This is a genomic window from Nonomuraea sp. GTA35, assembly GCF_041950525.1.
GTDB lineage: Bacteria > Actinomycetota > Actinomycetes > Streptosporangiales > Streptosporangiaceae > Nonomuraea.
In genome coordinates this window covers 919,429-937,660 of sequence record NZ_JBGNUV010000004.1, presented here as the reverse complement: position 1 = coordinate 937,660, position 18,232 = coordinate 919,429, and the positions used below count along the sequence as shown (strand labels likewise).

The following is an 18,232-nucleotide window of genomic DNA, read 5'->3' as shown; positions in this document are numbered from 1 at the left end:
GAGGGCCCGGAGTCCGCACTTCGGGCCTTCTGTCTATGCCGCCCCCTGTAGGAGAGGCGAAATGAGTGCTGACACCCTGGCCACGGTGAAACCCGCCGTAGAGCTGGAGGGCATCACCAAGCGTTTCCCCGGTGTCGTCGCGAACCACGACATCCGCATCACCGTCCAGCCCGGCACGGTGCACGCCATCGTCGGGGAGAACGGCGCGGGCAAATCCACCCTGATGAAGATCCTCTACGGCATGCAGAAGCCGGACGAGGGGACGATCAAGGTCAACGGCGCGGAGGTCAGCTTCCGCACGCCGAGCGACGCCATCGCGGTCGGGATCGGCATGGTGCACCAGCACTTCATGCTCGCCGACAACTTCACGGTCCTGGAGAACATCGTCCTCGGGGCCGAGCCGAAGCGGCTCGGCAGGCTCGACACGGCCGCCGCCCGCAGGCGCATCGTCCAGCTGGCCGAGACCCACGGCCTGCGGGTCGATCCCGACCGGCTCGTGGAGGACCTCGGCGTCGGCGACCGCCAGCGCGTGGAGATCCTCAAGGTCCTCTACCGCGGGGCCCGCATCCTCATCCTCGACGAGCCCACGGCCGTGCTGGTGCCGCAGGAGGTCGAGGAGCTCTTCCAGAACCTGCGCGAGCTCAAGGCCGAGGGCCTCACGGTCATCTTCATCTCCCACAAGCTCGACGAGGTGCTCGACATCGCCGACGCGATCACCGTGATCCGGCGCGGCACCACGGTCGCCAGCGTGAACCCGTCCGACGTCACCGCGCGCCAGCTGGCCGAGCTCATGGTGGGCAGCGAGCTGCCCACTCCGGAGACGCGCGAGTCCACCGTGACCGACACCGTCACGCTGCAGGTCTCCGAGCTGACCATGCCCGGCGAGGGCGAGCGCCTGCTCCTCGACGACGTCTCCTTCGAGATCCACCAGGGCGAGATCCTGGGCATCGCCGGCGTCGAGGGCAACGGCCAGTCCGAGCTGATCGAGGCCATCATGGGCATCCGACCCGCCCAGGGCCGCATCGAGCTCGCCGGCCAAGACATCACCACCTGGTCCACGCTGAAGCGTCGCGAATCCGGCATCGGCTACATCCCCGAGGACCGCCACCGCCAGGGCCTGCTCCTGGAGGCGTCGCTGTGGGAGAACCGGGTGCTCGGCCACCAGACCAGGAAGCCCGCGCGCAGCGGCATCTGGATCAACCGGAGGGCGTCCAAGGCCGACACCGAGCGCATCGTCAAGGAGTACGACGTGCGCACGCCCAGCGTCGAGACCCTGGCCCTGGCCCTGTCGGGCGGCAACCAGCAGAAGCTGATCGTGGGCCGCGAGATGAGCGGAGATCCCGTCTTCCTCATCGCCGCCCACCCCACCCGGGGCGTGGACGTCGGCGCCCAGGCCGCCATCTGGGACCACCTGCGCAACGCCCGCGCCGCCGGGCTCGCCGTGCTGCTCATCTCGGCCGACCTCGACGAGCTGATCGGGCTGTCCGACACGATCCAGGTCATCTACCGGGGGCGGCTCGTGGCCGCGCTCGACCCTTCCGACATCACGCCCGAACGGCTGGGCGGTTACATGACCGGCGCCATCGCCGGTACTGAGGAGACGTGATGCCCGCCGGGCTCAACCGGGCGCTGCTCACCGTCGCCGGCGCCATCGTCGCCGTCATCCTGGCGATCGCGATCTGCAGCGTGGCGATCGTCGCGGCGGGCGGCGGGCCGCTCGACGCGTTCGCCGCCTTCTTCAACTTCGGCCCGTCGGATCGGGCGCAGATGAACGGCGTCGCGGCGCTCGTCGACCGGGCGATCCCGCTGTTCATCGCCGGGCTTGCCGTGGCCGTCGGCTTCCGGATGAACCTGTTCAACATCGGCGTCGAGGGCCAGTACCGCCTGGCCGCCATCTGCGCGGCCTACGTGGGCTCGACGTTCGTGGCGCCCCCGGTGATCCAGATCGTGGTGATCGTCGTTGTCGCGGCGCTGGTCGGCGGCCTGTACGCGCTGATCCCGGCGGTCATGAAGGTGACCAGGGGCGTGAACGAGGTCATCTCCACGATCATGCTGAACTACATCGCGCTCAACCTGACCGCTTACCTGGTCCAGGGGCCGTTCAGCGGTCAGAAGGAAGGGCAGCTCACGACCACGACGCCCGAGCTGCCCGAGTCGGCCATGTTCCCCGACCTGAACTTCGTCTTCGAGTGGTTCGGGATGCCGGCGCCGACCCGCGCGGGCGGCCTGTGGGGCTTCCTGCTGGTGGCGGTCGTGCTGGGCGTGGTGGTCTGGCTCGTGCTGGAGCGCACCCGCTTCGGCTTCAACATCAAGGCCAGCGGGCTCAACGGCCCGGCGGCGCTGGCCTCGGGCGTCGGCCCCAAGAAGATGATCATTGCGGCGATGGTCATGTCCGGTGCGATCGCCGGGCTGATCGGGCTGCCGGAGATCCTCGGCGACAGGGGCGCCTTCAACTCCAACTTCACCGCCGGACTGGGATTCCTCGGCATCGCGGTGGCTCTGCTCGGCCGGAACAAGCCCGGCGGCATCGCGATCGCCGCGCTGCTGTTCGCCTTCCTCGACCGCGCGCAGGGACCACTGCAGGAAGCGAACGTGCCGGCTTCCGTGGTCACGATCATCCAGGGCACGATCGTCCTGCTCGTCGTGATCGCCAATGAGATCACCAAGCGCCTGGCGCTCAGGCTCGAAGAGCGCAGAGCAGCTGAGCAGCTCGGCACGAACGCACCGGCAGAGGTGGCAGCATGACCAGGGTCGGCAAGTACCACGTGGCGCTCATCGCCGTCGCCGCGCTCATCCTGCTGATGTCGCTGGTCAGGGTCCTGTCCGGCCAGGACATCATCACCTCCTCCGGTACGATCGCCGCGGCCCTGACGCTCGCGGTGCCGATCGCGCTGGCCGGGCTCGGCGGCCTGTGGGCCGAGCGGGCCGGCGTGGTCAACATCGGCCTCGAAGGCATGATGGTGCTCGGCACCTGGTTCGCCGGCTGGGCCGGATACCAGTGGGGCCCGGTGGCCGCGCTGGTCGCCGGGCTGCTCGGCGGCGCGCTGGGCGGCCTGCTGCACGCCATCGCCACCGTGACGTTCGGCGTGGACCACATCATCAGCGGCGTGGCCATCAACCTGCTCGGTCCCGGCATCACCCGCTTCCTGTCGGAGGTCCTGTACAAGGAGGGCACCCCGGCGAACGAGGCCGGCGCGGGCATCACCACGTCGCCCTCGATGGGCAAGCCCACCGAGGTCAGCTTCCCCCTGCTCTCCGACGGTCCCGACCTGCTCGGCAAGCTGGAGAGCACCCACTGGTTCCTGCTGTCGGACGTGGCGGGCATCCTGCGCGGGCTCACGCACGACGTCAATGTCCTGGTGATCCTGGCCGTGCTGCTGCTGCCGCTGACCTTCTTCGTGCTCTGGCACACGGCGTTCGGCCTGCGGCTGCGCTCGGCGGGCGAGAACCCGTGGGCGGCCGAGTCGCTGGGCGTGAACGTCTACCGGATCAAGTACCTTGCCGTCGTCGTCTCCGGCGCGTTCGCCGGGCTCGGCGGCGCGCTCCTGGTCATCTCCGCCACCAAGTACGTCGAGGGCCAGACGAACGGGCGCGGCTTCATCGGCCTGGCCGCCATGATCTTCGGTAACTGGCGGCCCGGCGGGCTCGCGGTCGGCGCCTCCCTGTTCGGTTACGCCGACGGCCTGCAGGTGCGCAGCACCGGCGCCATCACCTCGTTCTTCCTGTTCGGCGCGCTCCTGTTGCTGATCTACCTGGGCACGCAGATCCGCCGCCTGATGTCCGACGAGCTGGAATCCAAGGGTGTCAAGCAGTACACCCTGATGGCCTCGGCCGCCCTGGGCATGGTCATCCTGCTGTGGCTCTGGCTGACCGTCGACAAGTTGCCGGACAACTTGGTCCATATGACACCACACGTGCTCACGTTGCTCGTGCTCTTGGCCGCTTCGCAGCGCCTGCGGATGCCCAAGGCCGACGGCGTCGTCTACCGCCGGGGCGAGCAGCATTAGGCCGAAAGGAACAACATTGAAGATCGACTGGAACGGCCTGCGCGACGAGGCGACCGAGGCCATGAGGCACGCGTACGCGCCGTACTCCAAGTTCCCCGTAGGCGCGGCCGCGCTGGTGGACGACGGGCGGATCGTCACGGGCTGCAACGTCGAGAACGCCTCCTACGGCCTGGGCCTGTGCGCCGAGTGCGGTCTGGTCTCGGCGCTGCAGCGCTCGGGCGGCGGCAGGCTGGTGGCCTTCACCTGCGTGGACGGCCACGGCGAGCTGCTGATGCCGTGCGGGCGCTGCCGCCAGCTCCTGTACGAGTTCGGCGGCGAGGACCTGCTGGTCGAGACCGAGGACGGGCCGAAGCGCATGGCCGAGATCCTGCCGTACGCGTTCGGACCCCAGGATCTCAGCAGGAGCGCGTGATGGACGCCATCGAGGTCATCCGCGCCAAGCGGGACCGGGGCGAGCTGACCACGGCCCAGATCGACTGGGTGATCGACGCGTACACGCGTGGTGACGTGGCCGACGAGCAGATGTCGGCGCTGGCCATGGCGATCCTGCTGAACGGCATGGACCGGCGCGAGATCGCCGACTGGACCCAGGCCATGATCCGCTCGGGCGAGCGCATGGACTGGTCCGTCCTCGACCGGCCCACGGCCGACAAGCACTCGACGGGCGGCGTCGGCGACAAGATCACCCTGCCGCTGGCACCGCTCGTGGCGGCGTGCGGCGCGTACGTGCCGCAGCTGTCCGGGCGCGGGCTCGGGCACACGGGCGGCACCCTCGACAAGCTGGAGTCGATCCCCGGCTGGCGGGCCTCGCTCTCCAACGCCGAGATGCTGGACGTGCTGCGTTCCGCCGGGGCCGTGGTGTGCGCGGCCGGGTCGGGGCTGGCGCCCGCCGACAAGAAGCTGTACGCGCTGCGCGACGTCACCGGCACCGTCGAGTCGATCCCGCTCATCGCCTCGTCCATCATGTCGAAGAAGATCGCCGAGGGGACCGGCTCGCTGGTCCTGGACGTGAAGGTGGGGTCCGGGGCGTTCATGAAGACCGTCCCGGCGGCGCGCGAGCTGGCCGAGACCATGGTCGCGCTCGGCACCGACGCGGGGGTGCGCACCGTCGCGCTGCTGACCGCCATGGACCGGCCGCTGGGCCGGGCCGTGGGCAACGCGCTGGAGGTCGCCGAGTCGGTCGAGGTGCTCGTCGGCGGCGGGCCCGCCGACGTGGTGGAGCTGACGGTGCGGCTGGCGCGGGAGATGCTGGAGGCCGCCGGGATCTCTGGCAAGGACCCGGAGAAGGCGCTGGAGGACGGGTCCGCCATGGACGCGTGGCGGCGCATGATCTCCGCCCAGGGCGGGGACCCGGACGCGCTGCTGCCCCGGGCCGCCGAGACGACGACCGTGGAGGTGCCCGGGTCCGGCGTGCTGACCCGGCTGGACGCGTACGCCGTGGGGCTGGCCGCCTGGCGGCTCGGGGCCGGGCGGGCACGCAAGGAGGACCCGGTCTCGTCAGGGGCCGGGATCGAGCTGCACGCCAAGCCGGGCGACCTGGTGCGGGCCGGGCAGCCGCTGATGACGCTGCACGCCGACGAGACGTCCCGCTTCGAGCGGGCGCTGGAGGCCCTGGAGGGCGGCTACGCGGTGGGAGAGGCGGCCGTGGAGCAGCTTCCCCTGGTCATCGACCGCATCACGGCCCCGTAGCGCGGGTCAGGGGACCGAGACCGGGGCGTCGGCGAAGACCTCGGTCAGCACCGCCCGCTGCGTCGGCAGAGCCTCGGCGTGGCGGGCGCGCCCCTCGTCCGTGATGCACACGAACACCCCGCGCCGATCGCTGTCGCACACCCCGCGCGTCACGAGCGCGGCCTTCTCCAGGCGAGCCACCACCCGCGACAGCGCGCTCTGGCTCAGATGGACTTCCTCGCACAGCTCCTGGATGCGGAGCTTCCTGTCGTGGTGCACGATCCGATCCAGCACCTCGAACTCGCTGGGCCCCAGCCCGTGCCGGTCGCCCAGCTCGCGCTCCAGCTGGCACATGGCCTTGGCATGTTTCGCCAGGACGTAGTGCCAGGTGTCCACCACGAACCGCTCGTCCATGTCGCGGAGGTTACCACTTCGGGAAAACTCATGCAACGACATTAAATGCGCTTGCATTAGATGTGTGTGCATGTATTGTTCTGACCCATGTCCTCTTCCTCATCCCGTTGGGGCGCGCTCGCCGTGCTCTGCGCTGTGATCTTTCTTGATGCCCTGGACGTCTCGATGGTCGGTGTGGCCCTGCCCGCCATCCAGCACGACCTGGGCCTGACGACGTCGTCCTTGCAATGGGTGGTCAGCGGCTACGTGCTCGGCTACGGCGGTCTTCTGCTGCTCGGGGGCAGGACCGCCGACCTGCTGGGGCGGCGCAGGGTGTTCCTGGCCGCGCTCGGCGTCTTCGCTGTGGCGTCGTTGCTCGGTGGTGTCGTGGACGACGGGGCGCTGCTGATCGCGGCCAGGTTCGTCAAGGGTGTGGCCGCCGCCTTCACCGCGCCCGCCGCTTTGTCGATCATCACGACGACCTTTCCCGAAGGCCCGGAGCGCAACAGGGCGTTGAGCATATTCACCGCCTGCGGTGCGAGCGGCTACTCGCTCGGCCTGGTGCTGTCCGGCTTGCTGACCGAGATCGGCTGGCGGTGGACGCTGCTCATGCCGGTGCCCGTCGCGGTGATCGCGCTGGTGGCCGCGTTGAAGGTGCTGCCGAAGGGCCGGGAGGAGCGGGCCGAGGGCGGTCACGACCTGGTCGGCGCCGTGACGATCACCGCGTCGATGCTGCTGCTGGTGTTCACGGTCGTGCAGGCGCCCGAGGCCGGCTGGGCCTCGTTCCAGACGATCGGCTCGCTCGTGGGCGTGGCCGCGCTGCTCGGCCTGTTCGTCTTCGCCGAGCTGCGGACGCGCCACCCGCTGGTGCGGCTGGGCATCCTGCGCTCCGGGCACATCGTGCGGGCCAACCTGGGCCTGCTCATCCTCATGGGCTCGTACGTCTCCTTCCAGTTCGTGGCCATGCAGTACTTCCAGAACCTGCTCGGCTGGTCGGCACTGGGCACCGCCATGGCGTTCCTGCCCGCCGGCCTGCTCGTCGCCGTCACCTCGACGAAGATGGGCGACTTCGCCGACCGGTTCGGCACCGGCAAGCTGATCGTGATCGGCGCCGCCGCGCTGGCCGGCGGGTACGCCATCTTCCTCGGCATCGACCGCACCCCCAGCCTGGGCGGCATGGTGATCCCCGGCATGATCCTGCTGGGCATCGCGTTCGCGCTGTCCTTCCCCTCGCTCAACATCCAGGCCACCAACGGCGTGGACGACGACGAGCAGGGCCTGGCCTCCGGCCTGCTGAACACCTCCGGCCAGGTCGGCGGCGCGATCGTGCTGGCCGTGGTGACCGCCGTGCTCACCTCGGGCGGCGGCGAGACGCTCTCCATCGGCTCGCTGCGCGCGGCGATCGTGGTGTCGCTGGTGCTGGCCCTGGTCGGGCTGGTGATCTCGGCCACGGGGCTGCGCGCCCGCAAGAACGTGCCCGCCGTGGCGGAGGACGTGAAGGTGTACGAGACCGTCTGAGCCACCTCTGAGAGGGCCCCGCCGGCACGGGTGGGGCCCTCTTCCATGGGAGATGTCCGGGAATGGCCGGTGGGCATGGCGCCGATCCGCCGCGACGCCGCTTGCAGGCCCGCACGCTGGGCATCTACCGGGCATGCGCTCGTCAACCCCGCCCCGTGGCCCGATGCCGCGCGGCGCCCGCGTGGCCGCTCCGCTCGCCTGCCTCGCCGTCCTGCTCGCCGCGTGCGGCACCGCCCAGCAGACCGCCACACTGCCGCGACAGACCTCCACCGGATCCGCCGCGCCGACCAGCACCGCCGAGGTGGACGTCGACCGGTCCGGGATGGAGCCCGCCGAGGTGACGGGCGTGCGGTACGCCGCGCACGACACGTACGACCGGCTCGTCGTGGACCTCAAGGGCGACATTCCCGGATACAGCGTGAAATGGGTGGACGAGCTCGTCCAGGACGGCTCAGGAAAGCCCATCGACGTGCACGGTGGCGCCTACCTCCAGCTCACGCTCTTCCCCGCCAACGCCCACGACGAGGAGGGAAGGCCCACCTGGAGCGGCGGGCCCGTCTACCCGGCCCGCCTCGGCACCCTCGCCGACGTCGTCAGGACCGGGGACTTCGAGGCCCGCGTCGGCATCGGGCTGGTGCTGAGCAAGCGGGCCCCGTTCCGGCTCACCGAGCAGGGCTCGCCCAGCCGGCTGATCCTCGACGTGGCACACTGACGTCCGTGGTGAGAAAGATCGAGGGCCCGGCCCGCATCCCCGTACCCGGCGGCAAGCTCATCGACGAGCACATCGGCCGCGTCAGCAGTGGCGACGAGGCGGTCTCCATCGCGCACATGACCGCTCCGCCCGGGTGGGAGGAGCCGGCGCAGACGCCGTCGTTCACCGAGTACACCGTCGTCCTGCGGGGGACGGTGATCGTGGAGCACGCCGGGGGCACGACCCGGGTGGAGGCCGGGCAGTCGGTGGTGACGTCGCCGGGGGAGAAGGTGCGCTACAGCGTGGGGCCGGACGGGGCCGAGTACATCGCGGTGTGCCTGCCCGCGTTCACACCGGAGACGGCGGGCCGCGACGACTGACCGCCGGGGCGGCGGGGTCGCGACGACCTCCCGCCGGGGGTGAGCGCGTGGCGGGCGAGCCGCACCTGGGCGCGGGGGCGGGTGGTGCTCATATCATGGCCAGATGAGCCCCACGCATGACGAGATCCGGCGCGCTCCCAAGGTCTTGCTGCACGATCACCTCGACGGCGGGCTCCGCGCCGAGACGATCGTCGACCTGGCCAGGGAGAGCGACTACGCCCGGCTGCCCACCACCGATCCCGACAACCTCCGCCAGTGGTTCGAGGAGGCGTCGGACTCCGGATCGCTCGAACGTTACCTGGAGACGTTCGACCACACGGTCGCCGTCATGCAGACCCGCGAGTCGCTCGTCCGGGTGGCCGCCGAGTGCGCCCAGGACCTGGCCGACGACGGGGTCGTCTACGCCGAGGTGCGCTTCGCGCCCGAGCAGCACACCACCAGGGGCCTGAGCCTGGACCAGGTGGTGGAGGCGGTGCTGGAGGGGTTCGAGCAGGGCTCGCGAGGCCGCCGCGTCCGGGTGGGCACCCTGCTGACCGCGATGCGGCACCAGGCGCGCTCCCGGGAGATCGCCGAGCTGGCCGTGCGGTACCGCGACGGCGGCGTAGTGGGGTTCGACATCGCGGGGGCCGAGGCCGGCTACCCGCCCACCCGGCATCTTGACGCGTTCGAGTACCTCCAGCGGGAGAACGCCCACTTCACGATCCACGCCGGCGAGGCGTTCGGCCTGCCGTCGATCTGGCAGGCCATCCAGTGGTGCGGCGCCGACCGGCTCGGGCACGGCGTGCGCATCATCGACGACATCTCCGTGGCCGAGGACGGGAGCGCGAAGCTGGGGCGGCTGGCGGCCTACGTCCGCGACAAGCGCATCCCGCTGGAGATGTGCCCCACGTCCAACCTGCAGACCGGGGCCGCCGCCTCGATCGCCGACCACCCGATCGGGCTGCTGCGGCGGCTGCACTTCCGGGTCACGGTCAACACCGACAACCGGCTGATGAGCTCGACGAGCGTGTCACTGGAGTTCCACAAGCTGGTGCAGGCGTTCGGCTACGGCTGGGACGACCTGCAGTGGTTCGCGGTGAACGCGATGAAGTCGGCGTTCATCCCGTTCGACGAGCGGCTGGCGCTGATCAACGGCGTGATCAAGCCGGGCTTCCAGCAGATCAAGTGGCAGCCGTGAAGCAGACCTACCGTTCCAGGACCGCGTTCGTGCTGGCGTGGGTGTGGCTGGCGTTCGTCGCGTTCAACGTCTGGGACCTGATCGTCCGGTTCAACGGCAAGCCGTCGCTCGTCGCGCTGGCCGTGCTCGGGGTGCTGACGGCGCTCGTCTACGCCGTCGCGCTGCGCCCCGCCACCGTCTTCACGGAGGAGGGGCTGGTGGGGCGCAACCCGTTCCGCACCACGTTCCTGCCGTGGGCCGCCATCGAGGACGTCACGGTGTCGCACGCCATCACCGTGCAGCACGGCGACGAGCGCGTGCTGCGGCTGTGGACGCCGATGAGCAGCGCCCGCGAGCGCGCCAAGGCCCAGCGCCGCGGCACCGCCGGCGAGCAGCGGGGGCGGTTCAAGACCGAGCCCACGCTGCCCAGGGCCGAGCAGGCGGCGGTGGAGGCGTTCGCCGGCAAGACGCACGCCGACTGGGTGGGCGACCAGATCCGCGAGCGCGCCGAGTCGGCCAGGCGGCGCGGCGAGGAGGCCGCGCCGGCCCGGGTGAGCTGGTCCTACGACTCGATCGGGGTGCTGGTGGCCGCGGTCGTGCTGGTGATCGCCGCCATCGTCGTCTCCTAGCGCCGGTCCTGGCTCCTGCTCCTGCTGATGAACGCGGCCATGCCGGCCTGGGCGATGCCCGACGCCTCCACCTGCTTGGCCGCCTCCGTCTCCGCATGGAAGGCCCGCTCCACCTCCGCCGCCGACGGCCGCAGCAGGGCCAGGTGCACGGCGGTGGCGGTGCCGGGGGCGCTCCAGCGGCGCGCGCGGGCGATCGCCGCCTCCACCAGCGTCCCGGCGGGCACGATCTCGTCGAGCAGGCCCGCGGCCAGGGCGTCGTCCGCGCTCATCCGGGTCGAGTCGAGCACCAGCCGCAACGCCCTGCCGCCGGCGAGGCGGGGGAGCAGGTAACTGGCGGCGTTGGAGATCGACAGGCCGATGTGGTTCTCCGGGAAGAAGTACTCGGCCGCCGCGGTGCCGATGCGGGCGTCGAAGCAGAGGGTCCATTCGGCGGCCCCGCCCACGGCCAGCCCGTTGACCGCCGCCACCACCGGGACGCGCGTCTCCAGCACGGCCCTGGTCATGTCGTGGAACAGCTCCACCTCCTCGACCAGCGACCGGCCGACGGCCTGGTGGATGTCCTCGCCGGCAGAGAACGCCCGGCCGGTGCCGGTGACCACGACGCCTCTGGTGCCGGTGCCGTGCTCGCGGACGGCCGCCGCCAGGTCCGCGCGCATGGCGGCGGTGAGGGCGTTGAGCTTGTCCGGGCGGGCGAGCGTGATCAGGGCCACCTCGTCGCGTACGGTCACGTCGATCATCGCTGCTCCTTGTCGGGCTGGGAAACCGGGATGGCGGGGGCGGCACGCTGGTCGCGCCCGGGGCGGAGGAGATGGCGCTTCTCGATGCGGGCCGACGGGGTCAGCGTGAACTCCTCGACGAACTCCACGTACGCCGGGATCTTGAAGCGGGCCAGGCGCTCCCTGGCGTGCCCGATCACGCTCATGGCGGTGTCCCGGGTGGCCGCGTGGCCGGGACGGAGCTGGACGAACGCCTTCGGGACCTCGCCCCACAGGTCGTCGGCGATGGGCACGAGGGCCGCGGCCAGGACCGCGGGGTGCTGGGCGAGCACGTGCTCCACCTCGGCGCAGGAGATGTTCTCGCCACCCCTGCGGACCATGTCCTTGATCCGCCCGGCGTGGCGCAGGCGGCCGTGCTCGTCGCGGATACCCAGGTCGCCCGTGTGGTACCAGCCGCCTCTGAAGGCGTGGGCGGTGGCTTCCGGATGGTTCCAGTAGCCCTTCATCATGGGGACGCCTCTGACCAGGATCTCGCCGGTCTCGTCGTCCAGCGTGACCTCCTTGCCCGGCGGCGCGACGCCCAGCGCGCCGGTGCCGACCGTGTCGCCGGCGTCGAGGGGCGAGACCAGGTCGGGGCCGCTCTCCGTGGAGCCGTACAGCTCGCGCCACGGCGCGCCCCAGCGCTCCTCGAACGCGGCGTGCAGGCCGGGCTGGATGCCCGAGCAGAGCACCACGCGCATGCGGTTGTCGCGGTCGTGCGGGTGGGGCGGCTGCTTGTGCAGCAGGAGGGGCATGGTGCCCAGCACGTACGTGAGCGTCGCGCCGTGCTCCCTGGCCGAGGCCCAGAACCCGGAGGCGGAGAAGCGGGGGAGCACCACCAGGGGGATGCCGCCCATCAGGCACAGGAGGGTGACCCACTGGGGGTCCATGTACGAGTACGCCTGCGCGATCATCATGACGTCGTCGTCGCGGAGCGCGACCTGGTCGGCGGCGATGCGGGCGGTCCTGAGCCAGTAGTCGTGGGTGAGCATGCAGGCCTTGGGAAAGCCCGTGGTGCCCGACGTGTACTGAAAATTCGCGACATCATCGGGGTCGGCCTGCCGGGCAGGGCGGGGCGTGCCGTCCCGTAACGCGTCGAGGAGGTGCACGGTGCCGGGGACGTGCGAGGCGTGCTCGCCGGTGGTGATCGTGGCCACGGCGCCCGAGTCCCGCAGGACGTGCTCCAGGTCGGCGGCCCGGTAGCGGACGTTGACCGGCACGGTGACCGCGCCCGCCTTGAGCACGGCCAGCCAGCTCAGCGGCCAGCCGGGCACGTTGTCCATCATGATCGCCACGCGGTCGCCGGGGCGTACGCCCTTGTCGATCAGGGCGCCGGCCAGCCGGTCGGAACGCTCGTCGGCCTCGGCGAAGGTGATCGAGGTGTCGGGGAAGCGGAGGAACTCGCGCGCGCCGTACGTGCTAGCGGCGTGCCTCATCAGGTCGGGGATCGTCTCGGTCATCCAGCGGCTCCCACGGATACTCGGGCAGCAGGGAGAAGTCGGCGGTCGCGAGGGGCTCGACGGCGGGGGCGCGGACGGCGGCCAGGCCGATCGCGACGAACTCGGCGCACACCTGCTCCAGCGTGGCGCGCCCGTCGGGGCGGTACCACTCGCTGGTGCCGGTGCACATGGACATCAGGGCGAGCCTGGTCAGGCTCTCGTCGGCGACGCGGAACACGCCTTCGGCCACGCCGTCGGCCAGCGCGCCCTTCCAGTGGGCCTCGTAGGCGTCGCGCAGCCCGATGATCTCGTCGCGGGCGGCGGAGCCTGGGGTGAGCGAGCGCAGCTCCCCGTCCATGACGCGGGTGGTCATGGGGTTGCGGGCGTGGACGGCGGTGAGCGAGCCGATGAGCAGGGACAGGCGGTCGGCGGGCCGCCGGTACGGGGCGAGCATGCGCTCGGTGGAGTCGATGAGGCCGCGCTGGGCGACGCGCATGAGGTCGGCCAGCAGGGCTTCCTTGCTGGTGACGTGGTGGTAGATGCCGGCGTTGGTCATGTTGACCGCCTTGCCGAGGTCTCTGATGCTGGTGGCCGCGTAACCCTGCCGCGCGAACAGCAGCACCGCCGCCGTCCTGATCCGCTCGCCGGCATCGGTGTCGCGGTCGGTGAGGTCCTGGATCATACTCCTACCGAACGTTCGGTCGCCCGTTTTGTTCGGACGTTACCCCAGAGCCCGGAAAATCGCCATAGTTGACTGTGACACCGTGTCAGGTCCTACACCTGGAGAGGACATGTTCAGCATCGGAGAGTTCGCCAGGCTGGGGCTGGTGTCCGTACGCATGCTCCGCCACTACGACGCCATCGGCCTGCTGCGGCCCGCGCACGTGGACCCGGTCTCCGGCTACCGGTCCTACCAGGCCGACCAGCTCGCCAGGCTCAACCGGATCGTCGCGATCAAGGACCTCGGCTTCACGCTGGAGCAGGTCAGGGTCATCCTCGACGAGAAGGTCAGCACGGAGGAACTGCACGGCATGGTGCGCCTGCGCCGCGCCGAGCTGGAGTCCAGGATCAGCGCCGACCTGGCCAGGCTGCGCAACGTCGAGGCACGGCTGCGGACGATCGAGACCGAGGGGCAGATGCGGACGGCGGAGGTCCTGCTCAAGAGCGTGCCCCGCACGCGCGTCGCCCAGCTCGCCGCCAGGGCGGGCGGCTACGAGCCGGAGCACGTCGGGCCGGTCATCACGCCGCTGTTCGACGAGCTGTGCCGGCGGATGGAGGGCGCCGGCGTCCGGATCGCCGGCCCCGGGATCGCCCACTACCTCCAGGAGGACGACGGCTCGATCATGGTGCACGCCTGCCTGCCGGTGAACGTGCCGCCCGGCGCGTACGGCTTCGACGTGGTGGACCTGCCGGCCATCAAGACGGCCGCCACGATCATCCACCACGGGGCGATGGAGGAGGCGTGGTCGACGTTCCAGGCGCTGGCGCACTGGATCGAGGAGAACGGCTACCGCTCCCGCGCCCTGGCCAGGGAGATCAGCCTGCACGTACCCTGCGACAGGGACGAATGGGTGACAGAGCTGCAGATCGAGGTGATCCCGTGCTGAGCCCGGACCTGGACCGCCAGGACCTGGAACCCGCAGGCCTGGAGACGGCCCTGGAGGGCCGGGGGCCGGGAGGCGGTGGCCTGGAGACGGACCTGGAGCGGCACCGCGCCGAGCTGACCGGCTACTGCTACCGCATGCTCGGCTCCGGCTTCGAGGCCGAGGACGCCGTGCAGGAGGCGTTCGTCCGGGCGTGGCGGACCTACGACCCCGCGCGCGGCCCGCTGCGCTCCTGGCTGTTCCACCTGGCCACGAACGCCTGCCTCGACATGCTCAGAGGCCCGCAGCGCCGCGCCCGCGCCATGGACCTGGGCCCCGCCGCGACCCTGGGGGCCACCCTGGGCGAGCCGCTCCCGGAGAGCCGCTGGGTCCAGCCCGTCCCCGACGTCCGCGTCCTCGACCCCGCCGACCTGGCCGTCACGCGCGAGACGGTACGGCTGGCGTTCGTGGCGGCCCTGCAACACCTGCCGCCCCGCCAGCGGGCCGTGCTCATCCTGCGCGACGTGCTCAAGTGGAGCGCCGCCGAGACGGCCACGCTGCTCGCCACCACGGTCACCTCGGTCAACAGCGCCCTCCAGCGCGCCAGGACCAGGCTCCCCGCGGTGGCGCCGCTCGACGACGAGGTGGACGAGGCCCTGCTGGCCCGGTACGTGACGGCCTTCGAGCGCTACGACGTGGACGCGCTGGTCTCGCTGCTGCACGAGGACGCCACCTCCTCCATGCCGCCGTTCACGTGGTGGCTGCGGGGCCGGGAGGCCGTCCGCGCGGTCCTGCTCGCCTCAGGCGCGCCGTGCGCCGGCTCCCGCCTGCTGCCGACGCGGGCCAACGGCTGCCCCGCCTTCGGCCAGTACGACGCGAACGGGGAGGCGTTCGCGCTGGTCGTGCTGGAGGTCTCCGGCGGGTTGATCGCGGGCGAGACCACGTACCTCGATCCCGGGCTGTTCCCGTTCTTCGGGCTGCCGATGAGTTTCGACGCCGCGCTCCGTACTGAGGGGTGAAGGAGGAAACATGCCACAGATCATCGAATTTCCCGAACGCCCGTACATCGGGGTGCGCCGTACCATCACCATGACCACCTTCGGGCTGGTCGCCGATCGCATCGGGGAGATCATCGGCTGGCTCGCCGAGCGCGGCGCGTACCCGGCGGGGGCGCCGTTCCTGCGCTACGAGAGCATCGACATGGCCGCAGACCGGCTGGTGGTGCAGGCGGGGGTGCCGGTGTCCGCGCCGGTGGAGGGCGAGGGCGACCTCTTCGCCGCCACCCTGCCCGCCGGCCGCTACGCCACCGTCACCCACCACGGCCATCCCGACCAGCTCTTCGGCGTCATCGAGTCGCTGCTGAAGTGGGGCGAGGAGCAGGGGCTGGCGTGGGACATGACGGAGAAGGACGGGGCGGAGCACTGGGGGTGCCGCCTGGAGCTGTTCCAGACGGACCCGCGGGTGGAGCCTGACATGCGCAACTGGGACACCGACCTGCAGTTCCGCCTGGCCTGACCGGGCGCGCTCCGGCGCTGGGCAGCGGCTCGGCGCGCCCGGAAGGCGCCGGCGTTCACAGGCCCAGGCGCGCGGCGAGGTCCGACTTCAGGGCGCCGAGCCGCTGCTCAGCCGCCGCCCTGGCCGCCGCCGGGGTGCCCGTGACGGGGGCGACGACCTCCAGGTAACACTTCAGCTTGGGCTCGGTCCCGGACGGGCGTACCACCACGCGGGCGCCGCCCGACAGGCGGTAACGCAGGCCGTCGGTGGGCGGCAGGCCGCCGTCGCCGCGCGCCAGGTCGTCCACCCGCTCCACCGCCAGGCCGCCCAGCGCCGGCGCGGGGTCGGCGCGCAGGCGGGTCATGGCGGCGGCGATCAGCGAGAGGTCGGCCACGCGGAACGAGAGCTGCGCCGTGGCGTGCAGGCCGTAGCGGCGGGCCTGGTCGTCGAGGAGGTCCAGCAGCGTGCGGCCGTCGCGCTTGGCCGCCGCCGCGATCGCCGCGACCGTCAGGGCCGCGCCGATGCCGTCCTTGTCCCTGACCGGCAGGCCCGCGTCGGAGCCGATGCTGTAGCCGAGGGCCTCCTCGTAGCCGAAGACCAGGCCGGGGCCCGCCTTGATGATCCACTTGAAGCCGGTGAGCGTCTCGCCGTACCGCACGCCGTGCTCGCGGGCGAGCTTGCCGAGCAGGGAGGAGGAGACGATGGTGGTGGCCACCATGCGGTCGCCGCTGGTGTGCGTGATCACGTGCTCGGCCAGCAGGCCGCCGACCTCGTCGCCGGTCAGCATCCGTACGCCGCCCCCGGGCAGCGGCACGCCCACCGCGCACCTGTCGGCGTCGGGGTCGTTGGCCAGCACCAGGTCGGCGCCCAGCTTGGCGGCCAGGGCGACGGCCAGGTCCATCGCGCCCGGCTCCTCCGGGTTGGGGAAGGCCACCGTGGGGAAGTCGGGGTCGGGGTTGCGCTGCTCCTCGACCGCCATCGGGCTCTCGAAGCCGGCGCGCAGGAAGGCGTCGGTGAGGGTGGCCGCGCCGACCCCGTGCAGCGGCGTGTACGCCACGCGCAGGTCGCGGGCGTCGCCGAGCGGCAGGGCGGTCACGGCGGAGAGGTAGTCGTCGACGATGCCCTCGCCCAGCTCGGTCAGCGTGCCGGGGCCGTGCAGCGGCAGCTCGTCCACGCGGCCCACCGCGTCGATGGCGGCCGAGATCTCGGCGTCGATCGGCGGCGTGATCTGCGAGCCGTCGCCCCAGTAGACCTTGTAGCCGTTGTCGCGCGGCGGGTTGTGGCTGGCGGTGACCGTCACGCCGGCGTCGGCGCCGAGGTGGCGCACGGCGAAGGCCAGCACGGGCGTGGGCAGCGGGCACGGCAGGAGCGAGGCGTGCAGGCCGGCGCCCGTCAGCACGGCCGCCGTGTCGCGGGCGAACACGTCGGACTTGTGCCGGGCGTCGTAGCCGATGACCACGTGCTTGCCCAGCCCGAGCACCGCGGCCAGGCCGGCGGCGGCCCGCATGACGGTGACGCGGTTCATCCGGTTGGGGCCCGCGCCCAGCTCGCCGCGCAGGCCCGCGGTGCCGAACTCCAGCTTGGCCCCGAAGCGCTCCTCCAGGGCCGGCAGGTCCTCGGCGTCGATCAGGGCGGAGAGCTCGGCCCGGGTGTCGGGGTCGGGGTCCTGCGCCAGCCAGGCGCGGGCCGTTTCCACGAGGGTCACAGCCGGTCCACCACCTTGGCCAGCAGCACGCCCATGCGCGCGGCCGTGGCGCGGCCCACCTCCAGGACCTCCTCGTGGTCGAGCGGCTCGCCGGACAGGCCCGCGCCGGGGTTGGTGACCAGCGAGATGCCGAGCACCTCCAGGTTCGCCTCGCGGCCGGCGATGGCCTCCAGGACGGTGGACATGCCGACCATGTCGCCGCCCAGCGTGCGCAGCATGCGGATCTCGGCGGGCGTCTCGTACGTGGGGCCGCGGAAGGCCACGTAGACGCCCTCGGCCAGGGTCGGGTCGACCTCGCGGACCAGCGCGCGCAGGCGGCGCGAGTAGACCTCGGTGAGGTCGATGAACGTGGTGCCGGTGATCGGGTTGGCCCCGGTCAGGTTGATGTGGTCGCTGATCAGGACGGGGTCGCCGACGTCCTGCGTCTCGGGCCGCAGGCCGCCGGCGGCGTTGGTGAGCACGAGCGTGCGTACGCCGGCCGCCGCCGCCGTGCGTACGCCGTGCACCACCGCGTCCACGCCGAGCCCCTCGTACAGGTGGGTGCGACCGAGGAAGATCAGCGCGTGCCGCCCTGACGGGGTGCGGACGACGCGGATCTTCCCGCCGTGGCCCGCGACGGCGGGCGCCCGGAAGCCGGGCAGGTCCGTGAACGGGATCTCGCGCACCGTCTCACCGATCGCGTCGGCGGCGGGCACCCACCCCGACCCCATGACGAGGGCAGTGTCAAAGCCGGCGTCGGAGGTGTCGAGGCCGGCGGCGCCCCGCAGCGCCGTCGCGGCTTCACTGGCCAGGGTGTATGCGTCTTTGGTCACAC

Annotated in this window: 19 protein-coding genes; 13 read left to right on the top strand and 6 right to left on the bottom strand. The window is 71.6% G+C overall.

What is annotated here, in order from left to right; genetic code table 11:
- Positions 1-61: 61 nt before the first annotated feature.
- The 5 genes from ACBJ32_RS22795 to ACBJ32_RS22775 are packed head-to-tail and all read left to right on the top strand — an operon-like array spanning position 62 to position 5,696.
- Positions 62-1,606: an ABC transporter ATP-binding protein gene (locus ACBJ32_RS22795; protein WP_357886781.1), complete on the top strand. Its 1,545-nt coding sequence runs from the start codon at positions 62-64 to the stop codon at positions 1,604-1,606.
- Complete coding sequence (locus ACBJ32_RS22790) at positions 1,606-2,745, top strand: ABC transporter permease (RefSeq protein ID WP_375128394.1); 1,140 nt, start codon at positions 1,606-1,608, stop codon at positions 2,743-2,745. Before ACBJ32_RS22795 ends, ACBJ32_RS22790 begins: the two co-directional genes overlap by 1 nt.
- Entirely contained in the window at positions 2,742-4,007 is a 1,266-nt protein-coding gene (locus tag ACBJ32_RS22785) for an ABC transporter permease (RefSeq protein WP_357886775.1), read from the top strand. Before ACBJ32_RS22790 ends, ACBJ32_RS22785 begins: the two co-directional genes overlap by 4 nt.
- Before the next feature lie 16 nt (positions 4,008-4,023).
- Entirely contained in the window at positions 4,024-4,419 is a 396-nt protein-coding gene (locus ACBJ32_RS22780; protein WP_357886772.1) for a cytidine deaminase, read from the top strand.
- Positions 4,419-5,696, top strand: a complete 1,278-nt coding sequence (locus ACBJ32_RS22775; protein WP_375128393.1) for a thymidine phosphorylase — start codon at positions 4,419-4,421, stop codon at positions 5,694-5,696. Before ACBJ32_RS22780 ends, ACBJ32_RS22775 begins: the two co-directional genes overlap by 1 nt.
- A gap of 6 nt (positions 5,697-5,702) precedes the next feature.
- Here ACBJ32_RS22775 and ACBJ32_RS22770 read toward each other — a convergent pair whose 3' ends face one another.
- Positions 5,703-6,089: a MarR family transcriptional regulator gene (locus tag ACBJ32_RS22770; protein WP_357886766.1), complete on the bottom strand. Its 387-nt coding sequence runs from the start codon at positions 6,087-6,089 to the stop codon at positions 5,703-5,705.
- Positions 6,090-6,224: 135 nt separating this feature from the next.
- Between ACBJ32_RS22770 and ACBJ32_RS22765 the strand changes: the two genes are divergently transcribed.
- From ACBJ32_RS22765 to ACBJ32_RS22745, 5 genes are all read left to right on the top strand, one after another.
- Positions 6,225-7,586 (top strand): MFS transporter, encoded by a 1,362-nt coding sequence (locus ACBJ32_RS22765; protein ID WP_375128391.1) that lies wholly within the window; start codon positions 6,225-6,227, stop codon positions 7,584-7,586.
- 133 nt (positions 7,587-7,719) lie between these two features.
- A complete protein-coding gene (locus ACBJ32_RS22760; RefSeq protein WP_375128390.1) occupies positions 7,720-8,298 on the top strand; it encodes a hypothetical protein in 579 nt (192 codons plus the stop codon).
- A 5-nt stretch (positions 8,299-8,303) separates the two neighbouring features.
- Entirely contained in the window at positions 8,304-8,657 is a 354-nt protein-coding gene (locus ACBJ32_RS22755) for a cupin domain-containing protein (protein WP_357886758.1), read from the top strand.
- A gap of 103 nt (positions 8,658-8,760) precedes the next feature.
- Positions 8,761-9,834, top strand: coding sequence for an adenosine deaminase (locus tag ACBJ32_RS22750; protein ID WP_357886755.1), 1,074 nt, complete (start codon positions 8,761-8,763; stop codon positions 9,832-9,834).
- Positions 9,831-10,442, top strand: a complete 612-nt coding sequence (locus ACBJ32_RS22745; RefSeq protein ID WP_375128389.1) for a PH domain-containing protein — start codon at positions 9,831-9,833, stop codon at positions 10,440-10,442. The genes ACBJ32_RS22750 and ACBJ32_RS22745 overlap by 4 nt, the downstream gene beginning before the upstream one ends.
- Here the strand turns inward: ACBJ32_RS22745 and ACBJ32_RS22740 are convergent.
- From ACBJ32_RS22740 to ACBJ32_RS22730, 3 genes are read right to left on the bottom strand one after another with little or no spacing between them, the layout of a single operon-like run.
- Complete coding sequence (locus ACBJ32_RS22740; RefSeq protein ID WP_375128388.1) at positions 10,439-11,179, bottom strand: enoyl-CoA hydratase/isomerase family protein; 741 nt, start codon at positions 11,177-11,179, stop codon at positions 10,439-10,441. The two genes, ACBJ32_RS22745 and ACBJ32_RS22740, sit on opposite strands and share 4 nt — an antisense overlap.
- The gene (locus ACBJ32_RS22735) at positions 11,176-12,657 is read right to left on the bottom strand and encodes an AMP-binding protein (RefSeq protein WP_375128387.1); all 1,482 of its coding nucleotides are present in this window, start codon (positions 12,655-12,657) and stop codon (positions 11,176-11,178) included. Before ACBJ32_RS22735 ends, ACBJ32_RS22740 begins: the two co-directional genes overlap by 4 nt.
- On the bottom strand, positions 12,617-13,318 hold the full coding sequence (locus ACBJ32_RS22730; protein WP_375128386.1) for a TetR/AcrR family transcriptional regulator: 702 nt from the start codon (positions 13,316-13,318) through the stop codon (positions 12,617-12,619). Before ACBJ32_RS22730 ends, ACBJ32_RS22735 begins: the two co-directional genes overlap by 41 nt.
- A gap of 109 nt (positions 13,319-13,427) precedes the next feature.
- Between ACBJ32_RS22730 and ACBJ32_RS22725 the strand changes: the two genes are divergently transcribed.
- The 3 genes from ACBJ32_RS22725 to ACBJ32_RS22715 are packed head-to-tail and all read left to right on the top strand — an operon-like array spanning position 13,428 to position 15,734.
- Positions 13,428-14,243, top strand: a complete 816-nt coding sequence (locus ACBJ32_RS22725; RefSeq protein WP_375128385.1) for a MerR family transcriptional regulator — start codon at positions 13,428-13,430, stop codon at positions 14,241-14,243.
- Positions 14,244-14,293: 50 nt separating this feature from the next.
- A complete protein-coding gene (locus tag ACBJ32_RS22720; protein ID WP_375128466.1) occupies positions 14,294-15,238 on the top strand; it encodes a sigma-70 family RNA polymerase sigma factor in 945 nt (314 codons plus the stop codon).
- 10 nt (positions 15,239-15,248) lie between these two features.
- A complete protein-coding gene (locus ACBJ32_RS22715; RefSeq protein WP_357886734.1) occupies positions 15,249-15,734 on the top strand; it encodes a GyrI-like domain-containing protein in 486 nt (161 codons plus the stop codon).
- Between the two features lie 55 nt (positions 15,735-15,789).
- Here the strand turns inward: ACBJ32_RS22715 and ACBJ32_RS22710 are convergent, their stop codons facing one another.
- Positions 15,790-17,418 (bottom strand): phospho-sugar mutase, encoded by a 1,629-nt coding sequence (locus ACBJ32_RS22710; protein WP_375128384.1) that lies wholly within the window; start codon positions 17,416-17,418, stop codon positions 15,790-15,792.
- Positions 17,415-18,230 (bottom strand): purine-nucleoside phosphorylase, encoded by an 816-nt coding sequence (locus ACBJ32_RS22705; protein ID WP_375128383.1) that lies wholly within the window; start codon positions 18,228-18,230, stop codon positions 17,415-17,417. Before ACBJ32_RS22705 ends, ACBJ32_RS22710 begins: the two co-directional genes overlap by 4 nt.
- Between the last annotated feature and the right edge of the window lie 2 nt (positions 18,231-18,232).

Coding starts and splice junctions, on each gene's coding strand:
- ACBJ32_RS22795 (WP_357886781.1), top strand. CDS start 62: ATGAGTGCTGACACCCTGGCCACGGTGAAACCCGCCGTAGAGCTGGAG.
- ACBJ32_RS22790 (WP_375128394.1), top strand. CDS start 1,606: ATGCCCGCCGGGCTCAACCGGGCGCTGCTCACCGTCGCCGGCGCCATC.
- ACBJ32_RS22785 (WP_357886775.1), top strand. CDS start 2,742: ATGACCAGGGTCGGCAAGTACCACGTGGCGCTCATCGCCGTCGCCGCG.
- ACBJ32_RS22775 (WP_375128393.1), top strand. CDS start 4,419: ATGGACGCCATCGAGGTCATCCGCGCCAAGCGGGACCGGGGCGAGCTG.
- ACBJ32_RS22770 (WP_357886766.1), bottom strand. CDS start 6,089: ATGGACGAGCGGTTCGTGGTGGACACCTGGCACTACGTCCTGGCGAAA.
- ACBJ32_RS22760 (WP_375128390.1), top strand. CDS start 7,720: ATGCGCTCGTCAACCCCGCCCCGTGGCCCGATGCCGCGCGGCGCCCGC.
- ACBJ32_RS22750 (WP_357886755.1), top strand. CDS start 8,761: ATGAGCCCCACGCATGACGAGATCCGGCGCGCTCCCAAGGTCTTGCTG.
- ACBJ32_RS22740 (WP_375128388.1), bottom strand. CDS start 11,179: ATGATCGACGTGACCGTACGCGACGAGGTGGCCCTGATCACGCTCGCC.
- ACBJ32_RS22735 (WP_375128387.1), bottom strand. CDS start 12,657: ATGACCGAGACGATCCCCGACCTGATGAGGCACGCCGCTAGCACGTAC.
- ACBJ32_RS22730 (WP_375128386.1), bottom strand. CDS start 13,318: ATGATCCAGGACCTCACCGACCGCGACACCGATGCCGGCGAGCGGATC.
- ACBJ32_RS22725 (WP_375128385.1), top strand. CDS start 13,428: ATGTTCAGCATCGGAGAGTTCGCCAGGCTGGGGCTGGTGTCCGTACGC.
- ACBJ32_RS22715 (WP_357886734.1), top strand. CDS start 15,249: ATGCCACAGATCATCGAATTTCCCGAACGCCCGTACATCGGGGTGCGC.